Source organism: Streptomyces sp. NPDC046870, from assembly GCF_040704595.1.
Classification (GTDB): Bacteria; Actinomycetota; Actinomycetes; order Streptomycetales; family Streptomycetaceae; genus Streptomyces; species Streptomyces argyrophylli.
In genome coordinates, this window is sequence record NZ_JBEYXM010000001.1 from 682,532 (window position 1) to 705,541 (window position 23,010).

At 71.7% G+C, this 23,010-nt stretch carries 23 protein-coding genes; 10 read left to right on the forward strand and 13 right to left on the reverse strand.

Annotated features, from left to right (window positions below):
- Positions 1 to 165: 165 nt before the first annotated feature.
- The 3 genes from AB0946_RS03055 to AB0946_RS03065 all read right to left on the reverse strand — a co-directional run bounded on the left by AB0946_RS03055 (position 166) and on the right by AB0946_RS03065 (position 5,206).
- Positions 166 to 1,020 (reverse strand): ABC transporter permease, encoded by an 855-nt coding sequence (locus AB0946_RS03055; protein WP_366758869.1) that lies wholly within the window; start codon positions 1,018 to 1,020, stop codon positions 166 to 168.
- Positions 1,017 to 3,668, reverse strand: a complete 2,652-nt coding sequence (locus tag AB0946_RS03060; protein ID WP_366758870.1) for a CocE/NonD family hydrolase — start codon at positions 3,666 to 3,668, stop codon at positions 1,017 to 1,019. The genes AB0946_RS03055 and AB0946_RS03060 overlap by 4 nt, the downstream gene beginning before the upstream one ends.
- Before the next feature lie 146 nt (positions 3,669 to 3,814).
- The gene (locus tag AB0946_RS03065; RefSeq protein ID WP_366758871.1) at positions 3,815 to 5,206 is read right to left on the reverse strand and encodes an APC family permease; all 1,392 of its coding nucleotides are present in this window, start codon (positions 5,204 to 5,206) and stop codon (positions 3,815 to 3,817) included.
- 430 nt (positions 5,207 to 5,636) lie between these two features.
- Here AB0946_RS03065 and AB0946_RS03070 point away from each other — a divergent pair, with 430 nt between their 5' ends.
- Positions 5,637 to 6,467, forward strand: a complete 831-nt coding sequence (locus AB0946_RS03070; protein ID WP_366758872.1) for a hypothetical protein — start codon at positions 5,637 to 5,639, stop codon at positions 6,465 to 6,467.
- A 53-nt stretch (positions 6,468 to 6,520) separates the two neighbouring features.
- Here the strand turns inward: AB0946_RS03070 and mmsA are convergent, their stop codons facing one another.
- The 5 genes from mmsA to iolC all read right to left on the reverse strand — a co-directional run bounded on the left by mmsA (position 6,521) and on the right by iolC (position 12,682).
- A complete protein-coding gene (mmsA, locus tag AB0946_RS03075) occupies positions 6,521 to 8,023 on the reverse strand; it encodes a CoA-acylating methylmalonate-semialdehyde dehydrogenase (protein ID WP_366758873.1) in 1,503 nt (500 codons plus the stop codon).
- A gap of 16 nt (positions 8,024 to 8,039) precedes the next feature.
- Positions 8,040 to 9,917: a 3D-(3,5/4)-trihydroxycyclohexane-1,2-dione acylhydrolase (decyclizing) gene (iolD, locus tag AB0946_RS03080; RefSeq protein ID WP_366758874.1), complete on the reverse strand. Its 1,878-nt coding sequence runs from the start codon at positions 9,915 to 9,917 to the stop codon at positions 8,040 to 8,042.
- A complete protein-coding gene (iolB, locus tag AB0946_RS03085; RefSeq protein ID WP_366758875.1) occupies positions 9,914 to 10,738 on the reverse strand; it encodes a 5-deoxy-glucuronate isomerase in 825 nt (274 codons plus the stop codon). The genes iolD and iolB overlap by 4 nt, the downstream gene beginning before the upstream one ends.
- Before the next feature lie 7 nt (positions 10,739 to 10,745).
- Complete coding sequence (locus tag AB0946_RS03090; protein ID WP_366758876.1) at positions 10,746 to 11,624, reverse strand: deoxyribose-phosphate aldolase; 879 nt, start codon at positions 11,622 to 11,624, stop codon at positions 10,746 to 10,748.
- A gap of 107 nt (positions 11,625 to 11,731) precedes the next feature.
- Complete coding sequence (gene iolC, locus AB0946_RS03095; protein ID WP_366758877.1) at positions 11,732 to 12,682, reverse strand: 5-dehydro-2-deoxygluconokinase; 951 nt, start codon at positions 12,680 to 12,682, stop codon at positions 11,732 to 11,734.
- Positions 12,683 to 13,004: 322 nt separating this feature from the next.
- Between iolC and AB0946_RS03100 the strand changes: the two genes are divergently transcribed.
- A complete protein-coding gene (locus tag AB0946_RS03100; protein ID WP_103810279.1) occupies positions 13,005 to 13,205 on the forward strand; it encodes a MerR family transcriptional regulator in 201 nt (66 codons plus the stop codon).
- 54 nt (positions 13,206 to 13,259) lie between these two features.
- Here AB0946_RS03100 and AB0946_RS03105 read toward each other — a convergent pair whose 3' ends face one another.
- The gene (locus tag AB0946_RS03105; protein WP_366758878.1) at positions 13,260 to 14,303 is read right to left on the reverse strand and encodes a zinc-dependent alcohol dehydrogenase family protein; all 1,044 of its coding nucleotides are present in this window, start codon (positions 14,301 to 14,303) and stop codon (positions 13,260 to 13,262) included.
- Between the two features lie 272 nt (positions 14,304 to 14,575).
- Between AB0946_RS03105 and AB0946_RS03110 the strand changes: the two genes are divergently transcribed.
- The 5 genes from AB0946_RS03110 (at position 14,576) to AB0946_RS03130 (ending at position 18,048) form a co-directional block, all read left to right on the forward strand.
- Positions 14,576 to 15,988 carry a condensation domain-containing protein gene (locus tag AB0946_RS03110; protein WP_366758879.1) on the forward strand — a complete coding sequence of 471 codons (1,413 nt, stop codon included), beginning with the start codon at positions 14,576 to 14,578 and terminating at the stop codon, positions 15,986 to 15,988.
- Between the two features lie 255 nt (positions 15,989 to 16,243).
- Entirely contained in the window at positions 16,244 to 16,486 is a 243-nt protein-coding gene (locus AB0946_RS03115; RefSeq protein WP_366758880.1) for a hypothetical protein, read from the forward strand.
- 104 nt (positions 16,487 to 16,590) lie between these two features.
- Positions 16,591 to 16,938, forward strand: a complete 348-nt coding sequence (locus tag AB0946_RS03120; RefSeq protein ID WP_366758881.1) for a hypothetical protein — start codon at positions 16,591 to 16,593, stop codon at positions 16,936 to 16,938.
- Between the two features lie 208 nt (positions 16,939 to 17,146).
- Positions 17,147 to 17,383 carry a hypothetical protein gene (locus AB0946_RS03125; protein WP_366758882.1) on the forward strand — a complete coding sequence of 79 codons (237 nt, stop codon included), beginning with the start codon at positions 17,147 to 17,149 and terminating at the stop codon, positions 17,381 to 17,383.
- A 320-nt stretch (positions 17,384 to 17,703) separates the two neighbouring features.
- On the forward strand, positions 17,704 to 18,048 hold the full coding sequence (locus AB0946_RS03130; protein WP_366758883.1) for a hypothetical protein: 345 nt from the start codon (positions 17,704 to 17,706) through the stop codon (positions 18,046 to 18,048).
- A gap of 159 nt (positions 18,049 to 18,207) precedes the next feature.
- On the opposite strand, the gene AB0946_RS03135 is transcribed toward AB0946_RS03130, so the two are convergent.
- The 3 genes from AB0946_RS03135 to AB0946_RS03145 all read right to left on the reverse strand — a co-directional run bounded on the left by AB0946_RS03135 (position 18,208) and on the right by AB0946_RS03145 (position 19,579).
- Entirely contained in the window at positions 18,208 to 18,495 is a 288-nt protein-coding gene (locus AB0946_RS03135) for a hypothetical protein (RefSeq protein ID WP_366758884.1), read from the reverse strand.
- Between the two features lie 154 nt (positions 18,496 to 18,649).
- Positions 18,650 to 18,940, reverse strand: coding sequence for a hypothetical protein (locus tag AB0946_RS03140; RefSeq protein WP_366758885.1), 291 nt, complete (start codon positions 18,938 to 18,940; stop codon positions 18,650 to 18,652).
- A gap of 153 nt (positions 18,941 to 19,093) precedes the next feature.
- The gene (locus AB0946_RS03145) at positions 19,094 to 19,579 is read right to left on the reverse strand and encodes a hypothetical protein (protein ID WP_366758886.1); all 486 of its coding nucleotides are present in this window, start codon (positions 19,577 to 19,579) and stop codon (positions 19,094 to 19,096) included.
- Positions 19,580 to 20,030: 451 nt separating this feature from the next.
- Here AB0946_RS03145 and AB0946_RS03150 point away from each other — a divergent pair, with 451 nt between their 5' ends.
- The gene (locus AB0946_RS03150) at positions 20,031 to 20,858 is read left to right on the forward strand and encodes a hypothetical protein (RefSeq protein WP_366758887.1); all 828 of its coding nucleotides are present in this window, start codon (positions 20,031 to 20,033) and stop codon (positions 20,856 to 20,858) included.
- A gap of 64 nt (positions 20,859 to 20,922) precedes the next feature.
- A complete protein-coding gene (locus AB0946_RS03155) occupies positions 20,923 to 21,198 on the forward strand; it encodes a hypothetical protein (RefSeq protein ID WP_366758888.1) in 276 nt (91 codons plus the stop codon).
- Between the two features lie 530 nt (positions 21,199 to 21,728).
- Here AB0946_RS03155 and AB0946_RS03160 read toward each other — a convergent pair.
- Positions 21,729 to 22,478 (reverse strand): chaplin, encoded by a 750-nt coding sequence (locus AB0946_RS03160; RefSeq protein WP_366758889.1) that lies wholly within the window; start codon positions 22,476 to 22,478, stop codon positions 21,729 to 21,731.
- A 237-nt stretch (positions 22,479 to 22,715) separates the two neighbouring features.
- Between AB0946_RS03160 and AB0946_RS03165 the strand changes: the two genes are divergently transcribed.
- Positions 22,716 to 22,955 carry a heavy-metal-associated domain-containing protein gene (locus AB0946_RS03165; protein WP_366758890.1) on the forward strand — a complete coding sequence of 80 codons (240 nt, stop codon included), beginning with the start codon at positions 22,716 to 22,718 and terminating at the stop codon, positions 22,953 to 22,955.
- The last annotated feature ends 55 nt before the right edge of the window (positions 22,956 to 23,010 follow it).

A 23,010-nucleotide genomic window follows, 5' to 3' on the forward strand; every position in this document is an offset into this window, starting at 1 on the left:
GACCTAGGGCCTCTCGTTTGGATCATGCCGGGCTCGCGGGCCCTGGCACCGCGCCTCGCCGCGTTGTCGTCGGTTGCCATGGCTCCGCCATGGCGCCCTCCTCCGCCTTGCGACGCACGGCACCAGACCCCGCTCCCTGATCCGGCCTGATCCAAACGAAAGACCCTAGGACACGACGTCCTTGCGGGCGAAACCCCGGAAGGCCAGCGCGAACAGCACCAGGGCGTACGTTACGGAGAGCGCGGTGCCCTGGATCATGCCGGACCACTCGGGGCGGGGCTGGACGGCGTCGGCCCAGGCGAACTGCCAGTGCGCGGGCAGGAAGTCGCGCCAGTGGCCGAGGGCCGTGACGGCGTCCAGGACGTTGCCCACGATGGTCAGGCCGACCGCGCCGCCGACGGCGCCGAGCGGGGCGTCCGTCCTGGTGGACAGCCAGAACGCCAGTCCGGCGGTGACCAGCTGGGACACGAAGACGTACGCCACGGCCACCAAAAGCCGCTGGGCCGCCGTGCCCACCTCCAGCGCGCCGCCGGTCGGTATCTGAAGCGGCCCCCAGCCGTAGGCGGCCGTGCCGGCGGCGAGCGCCACGAGCGGCAGCAGCACGATCGCGGCGAGGCTCATGCCGAGCGCGACCACGAGCTTGGACCACAGCAGCCGGGCCCGGGGTACCGGCGCGGCGAGCAGATAGCGCAGCGAGGACCAGCTCGCCTCCGAGGCGACCGTGTCCCCGCAGAACAGGGCGACCGGGATCACCAGCAGGAAGCCCGCCGAGACGAACAGGTTGACGGCGGCGAAGTTGGCCCCGGAGGCGGTGGCCGTGTCCATCAGGGTGACCTGGTTGTTGCGGCCGCCCGGGTCGCCGCCGATCGCGAAGGCGATCAGCAGCACGAACGGCAGTACGGCCAGGACGGCGCCCATGACCAGCGTGCGGCGCCGCTTGAGCTGGCGGGCCAGCTCGACCCGCAGCGGCAGGGTGCGCCCCGCCTGATAGCCGGAGGCGACCTCGGTGAGCGTGCTCATGCGGAACCTCCGATCAGGGTGAGGAAGGCGTCTTCCAGGCGCCGGTGCGGGCCGACGGAGGTGACCGGCACCTCCAGCCGCACCAGCTCCACGACCAGCCGCTCGGCGGTGCCGCCGGGGTCCAGCCGGATGAGCAGCCCGTCGTCGGTGCGCACGGCGGAGGCGACGCCGTCCAGCGCGCCCACCTTCTCCACCACCGGCTCCTGCACCGGTACGGCGGTGCCGACCAGCAGGGTGTCGCCGGAGCCGACGATCTCCCGGACCGGGCCCGCCTGCACCAGCCGGCCGCGGTCCATCACGACCAGGTGGGTGCAGGACTGCTCCACCTCGGCGAGGAGATGGCTGGAGACGATCACCGTGCGGCCGCCGGCCGCGTAGCGGATCATCACCTCGCGCATCTCGCGGATCTGGGGCGGGTCCAGGCCGTTGGTGGGCTCGTCGAGGATGAGCAGGTCGGGCAGGCCCAGCATGGCCTGTGCGATGGCGAGGCGCTGCCGCATGCCCTGCGAGTACGTGCGGACCGCGCGGGCGAGCGCGTCGCCGAGTCCGGCGATCTCCAGGGCCTCGTCCAGGTGGGCGTCCTCGGGCGGGCGGCCGGTGGCCCGCCAGTACAGCTCCAGGTTCTCCCGGCCGGACAGGTGGGGCAGGAAGCCGGCGCCCTCGACGAACGCGCCGACGCGGGAGAGCACGGACGCGCCGGGCCGGATGGTGTGGCCGAAGACGCGGATCTCGCCGGCGTCCGGCCGGATGAGGCCCATCAGCATGCGCAGGGTGGTGGTCTTGCCCGCGCCGTTCGGTCCGAGCAGACCGAGGACCTGGCCCTTCTCCACGCGGAAGGAGAGGTCCCGGACGGCGTACCGGTCGGTGGCCCCGGCGTACCGCTTGCTCAGACCGGTGATCATCAGCGGGACCTCGGCCAGCCCGGGGTCGGGAGCGGGGGCGGACGTCCGGCGGCGGGTGGTGAGCAGCAGGGCGAGGGCGGCGACCGCGCCGGCCGCGGGCAGCCACCAGACCCAGGCCGGCAGGGCCGCGGCGGCGGTGGTGACGGAGGGGGCCGTCGGCACGCTCAGGCTCCCCTTCAGGGAGACGGTGTAGGTGGCCGGGGCGGCCGGGGAGGCGTAGCCGAGGTCGGTGGAGGCGAGGACCAGGCGGAGCCGGTGGCCCTTCTGCACCTCGTGGTCGATCGCCGGGAGCGTGACGGTGACGTCCTTGCCCGCCTTGGCGCCGGTCACCCGGAAGGGGGCGACGAGCCGGGCGGGCAGCACCTGCCGCCTTCCGTCGGGGCCGACGTCGTAGACCTTGCCGAACAGGACGGCGTCGTCGCGGGTGGAGGTGATGTGCACGGTGGCGGTCGGGGTGCCGGTGACGCGCAGGTCGCGGGTGAGGGGCGCGGAGTCGAACCGGGCGTACTGGCCGGGGAAGTCCAGGGAGACGCCGACGCCGAGCGCGGAGAGCTGCGCGAGGCCGCCGGAGCCGCCGAGGCCGGGCAGCGCGGAGACGCCGGGCGGGCTGGCCCCGGCCGGGTTGGCGACGCGCTGGGTGCCGCCGGTGAGGGCGACGGGGCGCGGATGGTCGCGCAGGCCGGGGTAGGCGGCGGCACTCGCGCCGCGCAGTCGGGCGGTGCCGTCGGTGGAGTCGACGCCGCCGGTGCGGGTGACGCGGAAGGCCGGGCCGGTTTCGGTGCCCTCGTCGCCCTTCAGGTAGCGGTCGAACCACGCACGCACGCGTGCCTCGATCCGGCTCGTCTCCATGTCGCCGCCGTCGTGCCCGCCGGCGATCCAGTCGACGTCGACGGGGGCGCCGTTCGCGCGGATCGCCTTCGCGGCGGCGTCGGCCTGGCCGAGGGGGAACAGGGAGTCCGTCTGCCCCTGCACCAGCAGCGTGGGCACCTTGATCCGGTCGCCGACGGCGGACGGTGAGCGTTCCTCCAGCAGCTTCCGGGCGGCGGGGTCCGGGGTGCCGGACTCGGCGACCCGCTCGTACATCCGGCACAGCGTGGGCTGGAACCTCGCGCAGCCCCCGCCGGTGTTGACGAAGACGCCGGCCCACAGCTTCTTGAACACGCCGTCCGGGAACAGGGCGTCCGCGAGGTTCCAGTAGGTGATGGCCGGGGCGATGGCGTCGACCCGGTGGTCGTACCCGGCGGCGAGCAGGGAGATCGCGCCGCCGTAGGAGCCGCCGGCCACGCCGACGCGCGGGTCGCCCGGCTTGTCGAGCCGCACCTGGGGCTGCCGGGCCAGCCAGTCGATGAGCCGGGAGACGTCGGCGACCTCGCCCTGGGGGTCGTTGAGGCCGATCTTCCCGGTCGAGCCGCCGAAACCTCGCGCGGACCAGGTCAGGACCGCGTACCCGTCCCGGGCCAGGTCCTCGGCCTGCCGGCGCATGTCGTCCTTGCTGCCGCCGAAGCCGTGCGCGAGCAGGACGGCGGGGTGCCGGCCGGAGCCGGCCGGGGTGAAGTACGAGGTGTCCAGGCGCACCCCGTCGACCGCCATGACCTGGTCGCTGCGGCGCACGGCCCGCGGGTCGTCGGAGGCGACGGCCGCCGTCCACGTCCCGGCGCCGGCGAGCACCACGACGGCGGCCCCGGCGGCCAGGAGCCGACGGGGCCGCCGCAGCAGGCCGCGCAGGGCGGGCAGTCGAAGATCCATGCGTCAACGGTACGGGGCGGTGCCGACAGCCGCTGCCGACCTGGGGTTGAACGGCGGACCCTCCCCGGGGAGTACGGGTCCGCCGTCTCCTACCGCGACCGTGGTACGCGCGGCGGCCGGGTCGCTCCGGTCCTCGGCGCGCGTGATCAGGCCTGCGCGTCCTCCGGGATCGACACCAGCCAGTGGGTGTCGCGGCGCGGACGCAGGTACAGGGCCCAGTAGAGGGTGGCCGCGGCGGTGATGCCGCCGGTCCACAGGAGGTAGCTCGTCTCCTGCTGGGTCAGGATGTAGGCCAGGACGGCGATGAGCAGGACCGGCACCGCGGGCCACAGCGGCATCCGCCAGGCGGGGGTGTGCTGGTGGGAGCCGCGGCGGGCGAGCAGGGCGGCGACCGCGACGAGCAGGTACATGCCGGTCACCGAGACGCCGGTGACGCCGTACAGGGTGTCGAGGTTGACGAAGCAGAGCACCGCGCCGGGGACGCCGACCGCGAGGGTGGCGACCCAGGGGGAGCCGAAGCGGCCGAGCTTGGAGAAGACGGCGTTGACCGGGCCGGGCCAGGCCTTGTCGCGGGCCGAGGCGAACAGGACGCGGGAGTTCTGGATGACCATGACGATGCCCGCGTTGATGATCGCGAGGGCCACGCACAGGCTGACGAAGGTGCCGACCGCGGAGTTGGACCAGGCGGTGACCATGGAGCTGATGTCGCCGCCGGTCAGTTCCTTGAGGTCGGAGGCGCCCATGGTGATGGCGGCGACCGGCACCAGGATGACCACGGTGGAGATGGCGAGGGTGGCGAGGACCGTCCGGGCGACGTTGCGGCGCGGGTTCTCCAGTTCCTCGGAGAGGTAGACGGCGGTGGAGAAGCCCTGGGTGACGAAGAGGGCGATGGCGAGGCCGGAGACCACCAGCATGGCCGTCACGGTGTCGGTGTGGCCGTTCGCGCCCGCCACCTGCATCGAGACGAGGCTGCCCACCCCGCGGTGGCTGTGCGAGAAGCCCAGCAGGGCGACGACCCCGGCGGCGATGACCTCCAGGACGAGGAAGATGCCGGTGATCCAGGCGTTGGCGCGCAGGTCCAGCAGGCCGGCGAGGGTGGCCAGCAGCATCACTCCGGCGCCCGTCAGGGACGGGTCCAGGTGGACGATGGGGGCGAGGTAGTCCGCGGTGCCCATCGCGATCACCGGGGGCACGATCATCACGACCAGCAGGGAGAGCACGAAGACCAGCCAGCCCGCCAGCCGTCCGGCCATCGTGGAGACCATGGCGTACTCGCCGCCCGCGCTGGGGATCAGGGTGCCCAGCTCGGAGTAGCAGAACGCCACGGCGATACAGAGGAGGGAGCCGATGGCGATCGTCAGGGCGGTGGCGGTGCCGAGGGAACCGAACAGGTCGGGGACGACGACGAAGAGCGTGGAGGCGGGCGTGACGCACGACAGCGTCAGCAGCGTGCCGCCGACGACACCGATGGAACGCTTCAGCCCCGGTGCGGGGGCCGTCGCGGTGTCTACCACGGACTTCTGGAGCGTGTCGGTCATACGGCGGTTCCGTTCGACGTGAGCGGCTGGGTGGGGGTCGGGAGCGCTATCGCCTCCGGCGGATCGTCGTACGTTCGTCTCGTCCGCTCCCGGCGCTGCATAGCGAACCCCGACGAAAACCACCACGTCAATGGCCGTTTACCTTCGGAATCCGCACCTCCGGACGACTGTGCGCCGCATCACTTTCCCAGGCTGTGACGCCCGGTAGATGCATCCATCAAGCCTGTAGCCCATATGACCTTGCTTTCGAAGGCCATCTTGTGGCAACCCCTTCGCCACCCGTTTCGTCCGACCTGAACGGGAACCGCAGCCAAGGTTTCAAAAAAATGTCAGCCGTCCGGTATCCGGACCGGTAAACCGGTCGCGTCCATGTCAGAGGTGGCCGATAGAGTGCGCCCCGCACGACAGACATACTGCTTGGGGTGGGGACATGAGGAAGAGGCACACCGCCGCCTGGGTGGCGTTCACGGCGGCGGCGCTGGTGGCGGCCTCCGGCTGCGGCACGGAGAGCGCCAGGACGGCCGTCAAGGCGGTCGACAGGGCCGACCAGGCGATGGCCGCGCTGACCAGGGCGACGGACCGGACGGAACAGCTGGGCTCCGCCGAGGTGCGGATGACGACCGATACCGGCACCAGCGGCCCGATCTCCATGAAGGGCACCTACTCCTGGGGCGGCTCGTACGCCTTCGACGTGGAGATGGACACCAAGGCCGCGAACATGCAGGCCATGAACCACTCCCCCACGACGCACGTCCTGTTCGTCGACGGCGTCTACTACTACGACGTCGACCCCTTCCGCTCCGGCCCGTACCAGGGCAAGGACTGGATCAGGATCGACAGCTCGGTCCTCTTCGGGGAGAAGGGCGCCCAGGCCCTCAGCGGGGACAACGGCAGCCCCTCCGCCTCCATGAAGGGCCTGAAGTACGCCAAGGACGCGCAGAACCTCGGCACGCAGACCGTGAACGGCAAGCGCACCACGCACTACCGGGGCGTCATCGACAGCGCGCGCATGGGCAAGCTCAAGGACGTCTACGGCGAGGGCAGCCCCATGAGCAAGGTGACCGGCGCGAAGTCGATCCTCATGGACGTGTGGGTCGGCCCCGACGACCTGCCGGTCAGGCTCAGGGAGAAGATCGGCGTCATGACCATCAGCATGGACTTCGACAAGTTCGGCAGGACGGCCACCGTGAAGGCCCCGCCCGCCGGGCGCGTCGCCGACCTCACCGACGTGGTCCGCAAGCAGCAGAGCCGGCGGAGCTGAACGCACCGGTGCCCCGCCCTCCCGCACGGGGGCGGGGCACCGTGCCGTCCGGCTCAGTGGTTGCGCGGGAAGCCCAGGTCCACGCCCGCCGGGGCGTCGGCCGGGTCGGGCCAGCGCGTGGTGACGACCTTGCCGCGGGTGTAGAAGTGCGTGCCGTCGTTGCCGTAGACGTGGTGGTCGCCGAAGAGCGAGTCCTTCCAGCCGCCGAAGGAGTGGTAGCCCACCGGCACCGGGATCGGCACGTTCACACCGACCATGCCGGCCTCGATCTCCAGCTGGAAGCGGCGGGCGGCGCCCCCGTCCCGGGTGAAGATCGCGGTGCCGTTGCCGAACGGCGAGGCGTTGATGAGCGCCACGCCCTCCTCGTAGGTCTCGGCGCGCAGCACGCACAGCACCGGGCCGAAGATCTCGTCCTGGTACGCCTTCGCGCCGGTCGGCACCTTGTCCAGCAGCGAGATCCCGATCCAGTGGCCGTCCTCGAAGCCCTCGACGGTGTAGCCGGTGCCGTCGAGCACCACCTCGGCGCCCTCGGCGGCGGCGCCCTCCACGTACGAGGCCACCTTGTCGCGGTGCGCCTTGGTGATCAGCGGGCCCATCTCGGACGCCGGGTCGTTGCCCGGACCGATCTTGATCTTCTCGGCGCGCTCGCGGATCTTCTCCACCAGCGTGTCGCCGATGGCGCCCACCGCCACGACCGCCGAGATGGCCATGCAGCGCTCGCCCGCGGAGCCGTAGGCGGCGCTGACCGCCGCGTCGGCCGCCGCGTCCAGGTCGGCGTCCGGCAGCACCAGCATGTGGTTCTTGGCGCCGCCGAGGGCCTGCACGCGCTTGCCGTTGGCGGAGGCGGTGGCGTGGATGTAGCGGGCGATCGGGGTCGAGCCGACGAAGGAGACGGCCTTGACGTCCGGGTGCTCCAGCAGGCGGTCGACGGCCACCTTGTCGCCGTGCACGACGTTGAAGACACCGTCGGGCAGGCCGGCCTCGGCCAGCAGCTCGGCGAGGCGGACGGACGCCGACGGGTCCTTCTCGCTCGGCTTCAGCACGAAGGTGTTGCCGCACGCGATGGCGATCGGGAACATCCACATCGGGACCATCGCCGGGAAGTTGAACGGCGTGATGCCGGCGACGACACCGAGCGGCTGGCGGATCGCGGCCACGTCCACCCGGCTCGCGACCTGCGTGGACAGCTCGCCCTTCAGCTGGACGTTGATCCCGCAGGCCAGGTCCACGATCTCCAGGCCGCGCGCGACCTCGCCGAGCGCGTCCGAGTGCACCTTGCCGTGCTCGGCGGTGATCAGCTCGGCGATCTCGTCCCGGTGCGCGTCGAGCAGCGCCCGGAACCTGAACAGGATGGACGTGCGCTGCGCCAGCGAGGACTGGCCCCAGGTCAGGTAGGCGTCCTTGGCCGCCGCGACGGCCGCGTCCACCTCCTCCACCGACGCGAACGCGACCTTCGTGGTGACCGCGCCGGTCGCCGGGTCGGTGACCGGCCCGAACTCACCCGACGCGCCTTCGACGGTCTTCCCGCCGATCCAGTGGTTGACGATCTTCGTCATGTCCGGGGACTCCTTCTCACAGATGGCGGCGTCGGGTCGAGACGTGCCGTTCGTACAGCTCACGTGCCTTGACCGCGGGAGGTCGGGTCGCGGTCTCGGCCACAGGAACATCCCACCAGGCCTGCGCCGGAGGCGCCCCCGACACAGTGTCGGACGTTTCCGTCTCCACGTAGACACATGTGGGTGTGTCGGCCGCACGCGCCTCCGCGAGCGCCGCGCGCAGGTCCCGTACCGTCTTCGCGCGCAGCACCCGCATGCCGAGGCTGGCCGCGTTGGCGGCGAGGTCGACCGGGAGCGGGGCGCCGGTGAAGGTGCCGTCCTCGGCGGTGTAGCGGTAGGCCGTGCCGAACCGCTCGCCGCCCACCGAGTCGGAGAGCCCGCCGATCGAGGCGTACCCGTGGTTCTGCACCAGCAGGACCTTGATCGCGATGCCCTCCTGCACCGCGGTCACGATCTCCGTCGGCATCATCAGGTAGGTGCCGTCGCCGACCAGTGCCCACACGTTCCGCTCGGGCGCGGCGAGCTTCACCCCCAGGGCGGCCGGGATCTCGTAGCCCATGCAGGAGTAGCCGTACTCCAGGTGGTACTGGTCGCAGGACCGCGCCCGCCACAGCTTGTGCAGGTCGCCCGGGAGCGAGCCGGCCGCGTTGATGATGACGTCCGACTCGTCCACCAGCGCGTCCAGGGCGCCGATGACCTGGGTCTGGCTCGGCCGTGCGTCCGTCTCGCCGGCCTCGAAGCAGGCGTCGACGCGCTGCTCCCAGCGCTCCTTGTCCTCGGTGTACTCGCGGACGTAGGAGTCGGCGACGCGGTGGCCGTGCATGGCCAGTGCCTCGGTCAGCTCGCCCAGACCGCTGCGGGCGTCGGCGACCAGCGGCAGCCCGGCCAGCTTGTGACCGTCGAAGGGCGCGATGTTGAGGTTCAGGAAGCGGACGGCCGGATTCTCGAAGAGGGTGCCGGAGGCCGTGGTGAAGTCGGTGTACCGGGTGCCGACACCGATGACGAGGTCGGCGGTGCGGGCCAGCTCGTCGGCGGTCGCGGTGCCGGTGTGGCCGACCCCGCCGACGTCCTGCGGATGGTCGTACCGCAGTGAGCCCTTCCCGGCCTGGGTGGAGGCGACCGGGATGCGCGTCGCCGCCGCGAACTCGGCGAGGGCCTCCTCCGCGCGGCTGTGGTGGACCCCGCCGCCGGCGATGACGAGGGGCCGGGCGGCGGAGCGGATCGCCCGGACCGCCTCCGCCAGCTCGGTCGGGTCCGCTCCCGGCCGCCGTACGGTCCACACCCGCGTCGAGAAGAACTCCTCCGGCCAGTCGAAGGCCTCCGCCTGCACGTCCTGCGGCAGGGCGAGCGTGACCGCGCCGGTCTCGACGGGGTCGGTGAGGACCCGCACGGCCTGGAGGGCGCTCGGGATCAGGGCTTCCGGGCGGGTGACGCGGTCGAAGTACTTCGACACCGGGCGCAGGGTGTCGTTGACCGACACATCGCCCGCGTACGGCAGCTCCAGCTGCTGGAGGACCGGGTCGGCGGGGCGGGTGGCGAAGACGTCACCGGGCAGGAGCAGCACCGGGAGGTGGTTGATGGTCGCGAGGGCGGCGCCGGTGACGAGGTTCGTGGCGCCGGGGCCGATCGACGTCGTGACCGCGTGCGTGGACAGGCGGTTCGACTGGCGGGCGTAGCCGACCGCCGCGTGCACCATGGACTGCTCGTTGCGGCCCTGGTGATACGGCATCACGTCCGCGTACTCGACCAGCGCCTGGCCGATGCCGGCGACGTTGCCGTGTCCGAAGATGCCCCAGGTGGCGCCGATCAGCCGCTGCCGCCGGCCGTCCCGCTCGGTGTACTGGGCGGCGAGGAAGCGGACGAGTGCCTGGGCGACGGTCAGCCGGATCGTCATCGGTAGCCCCCTGTGCTCTCTACGTGGTCGGGGTGGAAACAGATCCGCCATTCCCGGGTCTGCCCCGGGCCCGCCATGACGTTCAGGTAGTACATGTCGTGGCCGGGCTGGGCGATGGACGGGCCGTGCCAGCCGTCGGGGACGAGGACGGCGTCGCCGGAGCGCACCTCGGCGAGGACGTCCGAACCGCCCGCCCGCGAGGGGAACACCCGCTGGTAGCCGAGCCCGTTCGGGCCGTCGATCTCGAAGTAGTAGATCTCCTCCAGCTCGGACTCCTCGCCCGGCCGGTGCTCGTCGTGCTTGTGCGGCGGGTACGAGGACCAGTGGCCGCCCGGCGTGATCACCTCTACGGCGATCAGCTTGTCGCAGGCGAAGGAGTCGGCGGAGGCGAAGTTGCGCACCCGGCGGGCGCAGGTGCCGCTGCCGCGCTCCTCGACGGGGACCTCCGGCGCGGGGCCGTAGCGGGCGGGGAGTCGTCGCTCGCACTTCGCTCCTGCCAGGGCGAAGCGGCCTCCCGCGCCGGAGGCGATCAGGACCTGGGCGTCCCGGGGCACGTACGCGAAGTCGGAGACGTCCGCGAACACGCTTTCCCGGCCCAGGAGTTGGAACTCGTTCTGCTCCATATGTACGGTACATCCGCCTTCCAGCGGAAGCACGATCCACTCACTGTCCCCGGTGCTGAACGTATGGCTGCCACCGGGACCCAGCTCGACGACACGCAGACTGCTGTGCGTCCAGCCGGCCGACTTGGGACCGATGTCGACGGCGTAGTCGGCGTTCGCGGCGGCGCCCCGGGGAAGATGCAGGTCGATGCTGGTCATGCGGCCCTCACAGCAGTCCTACGGCGGTGTCCACGGCGGCGGCCACATCGCCGTCCGCCGGGTACAGCAGCGAGCGGCCTACCACCAGGCCGCGCACGGTGGGGAGTCGGAGCGCGCCGCGCCACTTCTCGTACGCGGCGACCTGGTCCTCGGGCGAGTCGCCGATGTCCCCGCCGAGCAGCACGGCGGGCAGGGTGGAGGTCTCCATGACCCGGGCCATGTCGTCGGGGTTCTCGGTGACCGGCACCTTCAGCCAGGTGTAGGCGGAGGAGCCGCCGAGGCCGGAGGCGATGGCGATGGACCGGGTGACCGCTTCGGCGGACAGGTCGTTCTTCACCTTCCCCTCGGGGGTACGGCGGCTGATGAACGGCTCCACGAACACCGGCAGCCGGCGCTCGGCCATCGCGTCGATGGCGCGGGCCGTGGACTCCAGGGTGCGCAGGGAGCCGGGGTCGCTGTAGTCGACGCGCAGCAGCAGCTTGCCGGCGTCGAAGCCGAGGCGCTCGATGTCCTGCGGGCGGTGGCCGGTGAACCGGTCGTCCAGCTCGAAGCTGGCCCCTTGCAGACCGCCGCGGTTCATGGAGCCCATGACGACCTTGTGGTCCAGGGCGCCGAGCAGGAGCAGGTCGTCCAGGATGTCGGCGGTGGCGAGGACGCCGTCGACGCCGGGCCGGGACAGCGCGAGGCAGAGGCGTTCGAGCAGGTCGGCACGGTTGGCCATGGCGAGCTTGCGGTCACCGACGCCGAGCGCGCCACGGGCCGGGTGGTCGGCGGCGACGATCATCAGCCGCCCGTTCTCGTTCAGCAGCGGTCTGCGGGCCCGCCGGGCGGCGGCCTCCGCGATCGCCTCGGGATGCCGGGTGCGGGTCCGGACGAGTTCCCCCACGTCGACACCCCGGCGCGGGGTGCCTGCGGCGCCTTCGCGGGAAGCGTCTGCCGGGGTACCGGAGCCGGAGCCGCCCTCGGGGTGCGTGCCTGTGACGCGGCCGGCCCTCACAGCACCGCTCCGGCCTCGAGCGCGGCGGCCACCTCGTCCGGGGTCGGCATCGCGGAGGAGCACTCCAGGCGGGAGGCGACGATGGCGCCGGCCGCGTTGGCGTGCCGCATGATCGTCTCCAGGTCCCAGCCGGCCAGCAGGCCGTGGCAGAGGGAGCCGCCGAAGGCGTCCCCCGCGCCGAGTCCGTTCAGGACGGTGACGGGCAGGGGCGGGACCTCGGCCGACTCGCCCTTCCGGTTGACGGCCAGTACCCCCTTGGGCCCTTGTTTGACGACGGCCAGATCGACCCCGGCGTCCAGCAGGGCGCGGGCGGCGGCGTGCGGCTCGCGCACTCCGGTCGCGACCTCGACCTCGTCCAGGTTGCCGACGGCGACGGTGGCGTGGCGCAGGGCCTCGGCGTAGAAGGGGCGGGCGGCGCCGGGGTCCGACCAGAACATGGGGCGCCAGTCGAGGTCGAAGACGGTGCTGCCCGCCTTGGCGCGGTGGGCGAGGGCCGCCAGGGTCGCCGTACGGCTCGGCTCCTCGCTCAGGCCGGTGCCGGTGACCCAGAAGATCCGGGCCTCGCGGATGGCGTCCAGGTCCAGCTCGTGGGCGTCGATCTCCAGGTCGGGGGCCTTGGGCTGCCGGTAGAAGTAGAGCGGGAAGTCGTCCGGCGGGAAGACCTCGCAGAAGGTGACGGGAGTCGGCAGGCCGGGGACGGGGGTGACCCAGCGGTCGTCGACGCCGAAGCCGCGCAGCGCCTCGTGCAGGTAGGTGCCGAACGGGTCGTCGCCGGTGCGGGTGATCACGGCGGTGCGCCGGCCGAGGCGGGCCGCGGCGACCGCCACGTTCGTCGCCGACCCGCCGAGGAACTTGCCGAAGGACGACACCTGGGCGAGCGGGACACCGGTCTGCAGCGGGTAGAGGTCCACCCCGATCCGCCCCATGGTGATCAGGTCGTAGGCCATCGGCTTCCCTTCGTCATGGCTCTCCCCGGCTTTCTAGTCCCGCAGGCCGAGCCATGTCAATGTTTTGTCCAGACATTCGGACTAGTCCCCGTCCGGGGGCGGCGTCACCGGGGCGCCTTGTGTGGCCGTCGTGTCACAAAGACCGCCCTCCTGTCACACATGTCACGTGCACGCGGGTTCTCGGTCACACCCGGTCGACAGGGAGGCCCCGTCGGTCACGCAGCGTCGTTCACCAGGCGCAGGTTTGTGATCAGCGCAGCGCCCGGTCCCCCCGGTGGCCCTTCCCGGTCGCCGCCGTGGTGCGCGCGGGGAGGTGCAACGCATGGCCGACCGAAGGCTCTGGTCCTACAAGGAGATCGCGGCGCACATCCGGGTGCAGCCGGACACCGTACGGTCCTACCGCAAGCACGGGCTGCTGCCCCCGCCCGACCACGTCGAGGGCGGCAAGCCCTACTGGTACGCCGACACCGTCCGCGCCTGGGTCGCCTCCCGTCCCGGCAACCGCGGCCGCAGAGAGGACTGAGGCGCTCCCGCGGACACGGTGCCGGGCAGCGGTGAAGCCGGGGGCGCCGGGCTCTCAGCTCCAGGGCTCGATGACCGTGACGCCCGCGCCCGGCGCCGTGTCCATCGCCGCGAGCGCCGCCGGAGCCGCGTCGAGAGGGATCCTCCGGGTCACCAGGAGGTCCGGGCGCAGCACGCCGGCGCGCACCAGGTGCAGCATGCCGGGATAGGCGTGGGCGGCCATGCCGTGACTGCCGAGGAGCTCCAGCTCCAGGGCTGTCGCGCGGGCCAGCGGGACCGGGGTGGTGCCGTCGGGCGAGGGCAGCAGGCCGACCTGGACGTGCCGGCCGCGGCGGCGCAGACCGTTCACGGAGGCGGCGCAGGTGGCCGGCGAGCCGAGGGCGTCGAGGGAGAGGTGCGCGCCGCCGCCGGTCAGCTCCCGGACGACGGCGGCCGGGTCGGACACGCCGGTCGCGTCCAGGCACTCGGCGGCGCCGAACGTCCGCGCCAGCTCCAGCGCCCGGGGAGACACGTCGACCGCGACCACCCGGGCCCCCGAGGCCGCCGCGATCATCACCGCCGACAGACCGACCCCGCCGCAGCCGTGCACCGCGACCCACTCCCCCGCCGCCACCCGGCCCTGCTGCACCACGGCCCGGAACGCGGTGGCGAAGCGGCAGCCGAGGGCGGCGGCGGTGGCGTACGCCATGTCGTCCGGCAGCGCGACGAGATTGACGTCGGCGTGGTCGAGCGCGACGTACTCGGCGAAGGAGCCCCAGTGGTGGAACCCGGGCTGGGTCTGGCGCTCGCACACCTGCTGGTCGCCCGCCGCGCAGGACGGGCAGCCGCCGCAGGCGCAGACGAACGGCACGGTGACCCGGTCGCCGGGCCGCCGGCCGGTCACCCGCGCGCCCACCGCCTCGACCACACCGGCGAGTTCGTGCCCCGGCACGTGCGGCAGCGTGATGTCCGGGTCGTGCCCCATCCAGCCGTGCCAGTCGCTGCGGCACAGTCCGGTGGCCTCGACGCGGACGACCACCCCGTGCTCCGCGGGCTCCGGGTCGGGCACCTCCCGCACCTCGGCCGGCTTTCCGAACTCCTCGAACACCACGGCTCGCATACACGCTCCTTCCGGGAACCTGTGCGAAGGCTAGGACGTCCGGCCACCGCCGCTGAAAGTCGCGATGCCGACGGCGAGTTCGCACGACCGCGGTCGCGGACCACGGTTCCGACGGCGAACACCGGTCGCGGGCCGGTCCCCGCCGGGAAGAGGGCTCGCTTCGCCGTTCGAGGCGTCACACATCCCGCTGAAAAGCCCGCGACACAACGGCCACCGCTCGCGCACGGCTCCCCCTTGATCAAGCTGGTGTCTTCTGCGAAGGAGACGCCACTGTGCGAATTTCTGACATCCAGCGCTGCGAGGTCCGGCCCGGACGGCTCGTCGAGTGGACGTTCAGCCCGGCGACCATCACGGCGGCGTCTGCACTGCCCACGGACCCGCGGCCGCCGGCGTACATCCAGGAGTCACACGTCAGGACGGCACGGTCGGTACGCGCGGACGGACTGTTCGTACCGACGTGGCTGGGCACGGCCTTCGACCTGCCGGGCCGGGCCGACCTCGACGTGCTGGAACGGGCGTTGCGTCACTGGACGGTGCGGCACGAGACGCTGCGCAGCGGCTTCCGGTGGGCCGGCGACGAACTGCGCCGGTTCACGCTCGCCGAGAAGGACGTGGCACTGCACCGTGAGGTGATCGGCGACTTCACCGACGCGAACGCGCTGGTCCGGTACATGCAGGACCGGTTCGACGTCGCGGCGGACGCGCTCGGTTGGCCGAACCTCATCTACGCGGCCGTCGTCCGTGACGACGCCACCAGCGTGTACGCGGTCTTCGACCACACCAATGTCGACGCCTACTCCCTCCAGCGCATCCCGGAAGAGATCCACGAACTGTACACAGCGGGCGTCACGGGTCGGCCCACCACCGCTGCGGCTGTGGGGAGTTACGTGGACTTCAGCGAGCAGGAGCGTGCGAACGCGGACGGGATCGACGACACCCACGCGATCGTCGCGCGCTGGCGGGCGTTCATCAGCCGGTGCGACGGAAGGCTGCCGGAGTTCCCCGTCGACCTCGGTCTGCGACCCGGCACCGCACTGCCCGCCCAGAAGCTGATGTGCGAGCCGCTCCTCGACGCGGACGCGGCCGCCGCCTTCGAGAAGCGCTGCCGGCCCCACGGCGGCAGCCTGGTGGGCCTGCTGGCCGCGACCAGCCTGATCGTCCACGAGCTCGGTGGGCACCCGTACTACCGCACGGTCGTCCCGTTCCACACCCGGCTGAAGCGCGCATGGTCGGACTCCGTGGGCTGGTACGTCGGCGGCGCGCCGATCGAGGTGCCTGCCACACGGGACTTCGACGAGGCGCTCACCGCCGTCCGCGCCGAGCTGCGGGCGAACCGGTCGCTCGCGCGCATCCCGCTGGCCCGCGTACTGCGCCTGCTCGGCGCGGACTTCCGCCCCACATCGCCCGACATGTACTCGATCGTGTCGTACGTGGACGCCCGCCCCACTCCCGGCTCGGCCCGCTGGACCGAGAGGAAGGCGTACGGACTGATCCGGGTGTCCTACGGCGACCAGGTGTGCGTCTGGGTCAACCGGCTGCACGAAGGACTGTGGCTCGCCTGCCGTTACCCGGACACCGACGTCGCCCACGAGAACGTACGACGGTATGTCGAGGGGCTGCGGGACCTGATCACCTCCGCGTCGGCACGCGATGACCTGCGCGTCGCGGAGCCGGTGTTCTCCTGACGCAACCACCCGTCGTCCTCCGCGTGTTGACGCGCGCACCGCGTCCCGCCCGTACGGCCCCACGCGGCATGGCGTCTCACCGCGAGCGCCAACGCACTTACGGCTCGGGCATTTGGCGAACACGTCGCCGTCCGGGTCCCCGCCCCCTCGGGACACAGCCGTCCAGCACGGAACAACCCGTTTGTTACTGCTAGTATCTGGACGGTCACACTAGGCAACTTAGCCTCAACGAACAAGCAAAGAACCGAGGGTTCCATGCGCAAGTTTCAGCAGGTCGTGTTCGCAGCAGTGGCGGCCGGCGGCCTGTCGGCCATCGGCGCCGGCACCGCCATTGCCGACACCTCCGGCGGAGGGCTGCAGGTCAACGACCTCTACCGCCCCTACCAGGAGTGCAGCCCGCAGACGGTGTCCGAGAACGACATCCCGGTCGCCGTCCTCGGTCTCGCCGACACCATGGACACCACCTGCGGCCAGTACAACAACGCTTTCACCGGCTGAGCCCGGAGCCATCCGAGCGTCGAAGACAGAACCCGGCGCGGCCGGTGCCCGGGGCCCACGGTGCCCGGCCACCCGGGCACCCTGACAGAGGGAAAACGCATCACATGTTCAGCACGAAGAAGATCGTGGCCGTCTCGGGGCTGCTCGGGGGCCTCGCCCTGACCGTCGCCGGCGCCGCCCAGGCGTACGCCGGGACCGGCCCGGGGACCTGCACGCGGGACCTCCTGGGGACCCTCACCTGCACCCAGCGGATCACCGGCGAGGTCCCCGAGGACGGTGACATCCCCCACCAGGAGAACTGCCAGAAGGTGGAACCCCTGACCCTGCCCGCCGCCCTGGGCAACGGCCAGACGCGGCTCGGACCCGAGGTGACCTGCGACCCCACGACACGGGGAGTGCCCGAGACCGAGAAGACCGACGGCCGGCCGGAGTCGCCCGCCCTGTGGCGCTGACCCCGGAACCCGCCGCTTCCCGGCCGACGCCTCACGGTGCCCCTACGGCATAAGAGGGACTACCGCGACATGTGGAGTGTAGATCCTGAATTACTACTCTGCGTGCGCATAAGCTCACCGCGAGTAGTCAAGCCGGGCATCGTGCCTGGGTCAGAAAGGGTCAAACATGCGTACGTTTCAGCGCGCTGCAATCGTAGCGGCGGCGGTTATGGGACTGTCCACCCTCGGCGCCGGGGTCGGCTTCGCCTACGGCGGCGACGACTCGGCTCCCGAGGTCACCGCCGTGGCCAACTCGTCGGCGAACGCCGTGGCCGTCGGTGGCGGCTACTACGTGCAGCCGCAGGACAAGCAGGAGGCCCAGCCGGAGGAGCAGAGGTACGCCGAGCCCGAGCAGGGCTACGGGGAGCACGAGGGCGACCACGAGGGCGACCACGAGGGCGAGTGAGGACCTAACGGGGCCTGTCGTCTCGGCGCCACGGCAACGGGCGCATCGACCTTCTCCGGAAGCCTGATGCACAACGCACGAACCCGACGTTCCGGTCCTGCACCGGCTCGATCCGTTCGACGGTGTGCCGAGTGACACCCCAGCACCACCTCAGCCCGGACGCGCGGCGAAGCGCGCGTCCGGGCTGCCGCCGTCCCGCCTACGCGTCCGGTTCGCGACGCACCAGGCACAGGGATGGCCTGTTCCGACCTTCTCGGGCCCGGGCGCACGCCGGTGAACGGCACAGGCGCCCGGGCCTCCGTCGTAAAGGAGAACAACACATGTTCAGTCTGCAGAAGATCGCCACCGTCTCCGGGCTCGTCGGCGGTCTCGCCCTGGTGTGCGTCGGCGGCGCACACGCGCACGCGGACGCGCGGCCAGGTGGCTGCGAGACCACCGCGCAGGGGGGCACCGTCTGCGTTCGCAAGAACGAGACCCGGACCGACAAGGACGGCGACCACACCCTCAATCAGGAGCAGAACTGCTCGACGGCCGACCGGCCGCGCGTGGTGTTCCCGGAGGACGAACTGACGAGCGGTGGGTCCGCCAGCGTCGGACAGGTGGTCGACTGCTCCAACAGGGCGGAGCTGCCCAAGGGCTTCAAGAAGCCGCACGTCGAGTTCTGAGGAACGCCGGCGCGTTCCGGGCCGGGAGCGACCCCGGCCCGGCATTTCGGTTTCCGCGGACGTACGTTGTCCGCACCTACGGCCGCACACGCGCCGGACACAGCAGATTCCCGGTACCCCGGCCGATGGCCGGGGCACCGGGAATCGAGGTCCGCTCCACTAACCGCCGAAGCTGTTGTTGCAGCCCATCGTCGAGCCGAGGTGGGTGGCCTGCGCTCCCGGGTTGCCCTCGCCGTTCGCCAGGTTGCCGCCCAGGCCGTTGCCGATGCCGACCTCGCCGAGGATGTCGAGGTTCAGGTCGTGCGACCTACAGGTGCTGCGCTGCTCGACGTCGAACTTGTCGCCGCCCTTGCCCCAGCCCTGGCCTGCGTGGGCGGCGCCGGTGCCCAGGAGCCCGACGCTTCCGATTGCGGCGACCAGGACGGCAGCCATGCGGATCTTGTGCATGTCATCTCCCGTGAAGTGAGGGTGGATCGCGATCTGCGAAAGACCGGCTTTCATGCGTTCGTGAAGACTGGTACGTCGATGGTCCCGGCACCCTGCATGACGCTCGGTTGCCGGGACCATTGATCGTCCGGCGCCTGCCGCGCCGGACAGGCTCTTAGAAGGCGCTGTTGTTGCAGCCCATCGTCGAGCCGATGTTGGTGGCCTGGGCGCCCGGGTTGCCCTCACCGTTCAGCGCGTTGCCCAGGACGCCGTCGAGCAGACCGACCTCACCGAGGACGTCGAGGTTCAGGTCGTGCGACTTGCACTGCGAGCTCTGCGAGATCTTGAACTTGTCGCCGTGGTCACCGCCCTTGCCGCCACCCTCGCCCGCGTGGGCGGTGCCGCTCATGAGTCCGATGGTGCCGAGCGCGGCGACCAGGACGGCAACGTTGCGAAGCTTGCGCATGTCATCTCCGAGTGGATGTGGGTGAGTGCGATCTGCGTTCGATCGACTCGTCTCAGTTACGGGAGACTAATACGAAGTATCCCAAAACGGACATCGACGCGCCGAATTCGCAAGCTCGCAACAGCAATGACCCGAAAGGCCGTACGGGCAGCGCTACTGCCGCATCGCGGTCGCGCTGGCGAGGGAGTTCGCCTGGCTGTTGGCCTGCGTGCAGTCGACGCCGCGCGTCTCGGACGCCGCGAGCAGGGCGACCGGGACGTTCGCGTCGAGCAACGACTGCGGGCTGCACTCCTGGTACGGACGGAACAGGTTGTTCTGGTGTACCGGGGCGCCCTGTTGCGACTGCGGGGCCTGCGGGGTGACTTGCGGACTGATCTGCGGGTTCAGCTGCGGGTTGATCTGCGGGGCGATCTCGGTGCCCCGCTGAGGGGGCGCCTGCCGCTGGGCCGGTGAGCCGTACGTCTGCGCGGTCGCCTGGGACGAGGTGGCCGCGGCGGCCTGGGCGTCCGGCTGCGAAACGGGTGGCGGCGCGGCCCCGTTGTAGGCGGCGGGAGTGGCGGCGGAGCTGGGGCCGGCGCCGACGGCGGACAGACCACCGGCTGCTGCGACGACGAGCGCGACGTGCTGAAGCTTGCGCATGGAATCCTCGGCCCTTCATTGACCTGTGCACGGAACCTGGTGAAATGCCGATACGGCAGCCCAGTTGTCGCTGTTCTTGCTGCCCTCGGTGCGGCGGCGATGGAGCATCCCGCTCGGCGTCTGAGGAACGAGTCGGGAGCGGGCTCAGATACGGCACCCCTTCGGGGGTCACCCGTTTGACCCAAGGCCCGTGGCACTAAGCGCCGCCCGTCGGCGGGCAAACGGGTGACGGCTCTCAAGGCCCGTGACCACAGCGAGGAGTCGTCGTTCCAACGGGGAGAGGGGCAGCGGCCGTCAGCCCGAAGAGGGACGCGGGGATTCGCTGTCGGCTCCGACGCGAAGTCCGCGTGCTGATCAGCATCACCGGCTGACCGTGCAGCGCGAATGCCGCACCCGCCGCACGCGACCGCGCTGAATGCAATGTTTCAGGTATCGAAGGGCCGAGGGTTTCATGCGCAAGCTTCACAAGGCCGCGCTCGTTGTAGCGGCGGCCGGCGGTCTGTCCGCCATCGGCGTCGGCGTCGGCCACGCCGACACGCTCGTCGCGCCTGGCAGTCCGTCTCCGGCGCCGGCTCCCGAGTATCCGGCGTACCAGGCCCCGCCACCGCAGTACGCACAGCCCGCGCCGGCCCCACAGCAGGCCCCGCCTCCCCAGTACGCACAGCCAGCACCGCAGTACGCACAGCCCGCACCCGCACCCCAGCAGGCCCCGCCGCCGCAGTACGCGCAGCCCGCGCCGGCACCCCAGTACGCACCGCCGGCGCCGGCCCCACAGCAGGCCCCGCCTCCCCAGTACGCACAGCCGGCACCGCAGTACGCCCAGCCCGCACCCGCACCCCAGCAGGCCCCGCCTCCCCAGTACGCGCAGCCCGCGCCGGCACCCCAGTACGCGCCGCCGGCGCCGCAGCAGCCGACCGGTTACGCCACGGCCTCGGCCACGTCGCTCGGAACGGCACAGGCTTCCACCACGCCTTACCCGCAGCAGGCCGCTCCCCCGCAGCCGGTCCAAGCCGCTCCCCCGCAGCGGGCGCAGGTGGTGCCCCAGGTCATGCCTCAGGTCATGCCGCAGGTCGCCCCGCAGGTGGCGGTGCCCCAGACGTTCGCCCCGGAGCCTCCGGCCCACGTCGCCCCGCAGGTGAACCCGCAGGTGAACCCTCAGATCAACCCGCTCCTCAACCCGCAGATCACGCCGGGGAGCGTGCCGGAACTGGCTCCGGTCGGCCTCGGGCAGGTCGCGGCGCCACCCGTCGGCCAGCTGGGGCTCCCCCGGCTCGGCTGACAGCCTCACCGAAACCCCGACCCGATCTGGTGCAGATCGCGTCCTCTCAACCAACGGAGAACCCATGCGCACGTTTCACAAGGCGGTCCTCGTGGGCGCCGTCCTCGGCAGTGTCGGCTCCTTCGGCGGCGGCGTCGCCTCCGCCCATGGTGAGCCGGGCCACGACATCGACATCACGCAGGGCGTCGAGTGCCGCTCGCACGACATGAACATCGAGGTGATCGGCAGCATCGGTGCGATCACCGGCCTGGCGGGCAACCTGCTGAACGGTGAAGGCAACCCCGGCGCGCAGCAGAGCCACCTCGGTTCGGACATGGGCTGCAACAACCAGGCGTTCTGACGCCGCGCTCGGCCGCGGGCACGCACGGACCCTTCCGTCGAGACCACGCCCATGCCCTCGCATGCGGCGTGTCTCGGGGTCTGTGCGTGCCCTTTGCCATGCGATGCCGCCGCCGGACGGGGATGCGCCTTCGGGCTCCGTGTGCACCTGGTCACCGGCTGCCTCTCCGCATGACGCGGCGGAGTTCCGCGGTTCCCGGACCGGTCGGAACATGTCACGGGCCCCGGAAGTTCTTCGCCTGACTTCCGGGGCCCTGACCGAAGGGAACGCACTCCTTCAACGACACGGCGCATCCGGAGTCACGCGCCGGTTCTCGCCCGGCCTGCGCGGCCCGCCGGCTGGTGGGCCGGAAGCAGGGACGGCGGATGCTTCGCGAGGGCCGCGTGGGCACACGCGGCCCTCGGTCCCGCGGGACGGGGCCGGTGCGGGACCGACGCGTCGCCGGTCCAGCGCTGCGGGCCCGGAGGAGGACACGGTGGGCCCGCAGCGCCTGTCCGACCGAAGGACACCCGGCGGACGCGTGAGCCGCCTCAGCGGGCGTGGGCCCCGCTGAAGCGGCGGTACAGAATGCCGCCCGTGACGATGAGCGCGACGCCGCCCGCCAGGGCGGGAGCCGTGAGGTCCGCTCCGGTGTGGGCCAGCGAGGACGCCACGGGACGCGGGGCGGGGTGGTACGGGACGGAAGCCGGAGGCTTGTGAGCCCGCGGCTTCGGGACAGCGGTGTGCGGGGTCCGGACGGAGTGATCGCCGGATTCGTTGACCGAGTGGTTGCCGAACACGGGGTTGCCCACACCGACCACGTTGACACTGTTCCCGGAGACGTTCACCGGCACGTCCACCGGAAGCTGCAGGCCGTTGCCCGACAGCAGTCCCGGCGAGTCCGCGGTGCTGCCGTGGGCCCACGCCCCACCGGACGCGACCGATGCGCCGGTGTCGCCCGCCCCGCCGGCTTTCGCCGCGCCACCGGTCCCGGCGGCGCCGGTCTTCGCCGTGCCGCTCTTCCCGGCACCGGCGGCCTTCGCCACGCCGCCGTTCACGCAGGTGTTCCCCGCGGCCGGATTGAGCAGCCCCACTACGTCAACGGTGTTGCCGCAGATGTTCACCGGCACGTGCACCGGGATCTGGACGTTGTTGCCGGAGAGCACCCCGGGCGAGCCGGCCGCCGTTGCCTCGGCACCGGCCCCGTCGGCCGCGAAGGCGGCGGACACCGGGAACGCCACGACCATCGCGCCGGACGCGGCGGCGACGGCGAACACACCGTTTCGGGTAGTCCGTCTCATTGGTTTCCTGCCTTCCTGACATCATCGCGGGCACTTACCCGCACCCACATAAAACGGACGTGCCCCGTGCGGAGTTATGGCGTGCCGCCCGCGAGTTGCTCCGGCCGGGCCCGCGACCCCTCCCGCGCGAAGGGGATGTCACGCTGGCTCCATACCCCCTAGGGGTATACTATGGCCACGCCGGGGAACCCCCCAAGGACCCCACTGGCCCCGAACACCTCGACGAGGAGTAACGACATGACCGCTCAGACCGACATCACGGGCTCCGTCACCACCGTCTACAAGGTGACCGGCATGAGCTGTGGCCACTGCGAGGGCTCCGTGTCCGGCGAGATCTCCCAGATCCCGGGCGTCAGCTCGGTGAAGGCCGTCGCGTCGACCGGCGAGGTGACCGTCGTCTCCGAGGCCCCGCTGGACGAGGAGGCCGTGCGCGCCGCCGTGGACGAGGCCGGTTTCGAGCTGGCCGGCCAGGCCTGAGGAAGACCTTCCCGTTCCCCGACCCGGACCGTGCCGACCAGCTCATACTGGATCC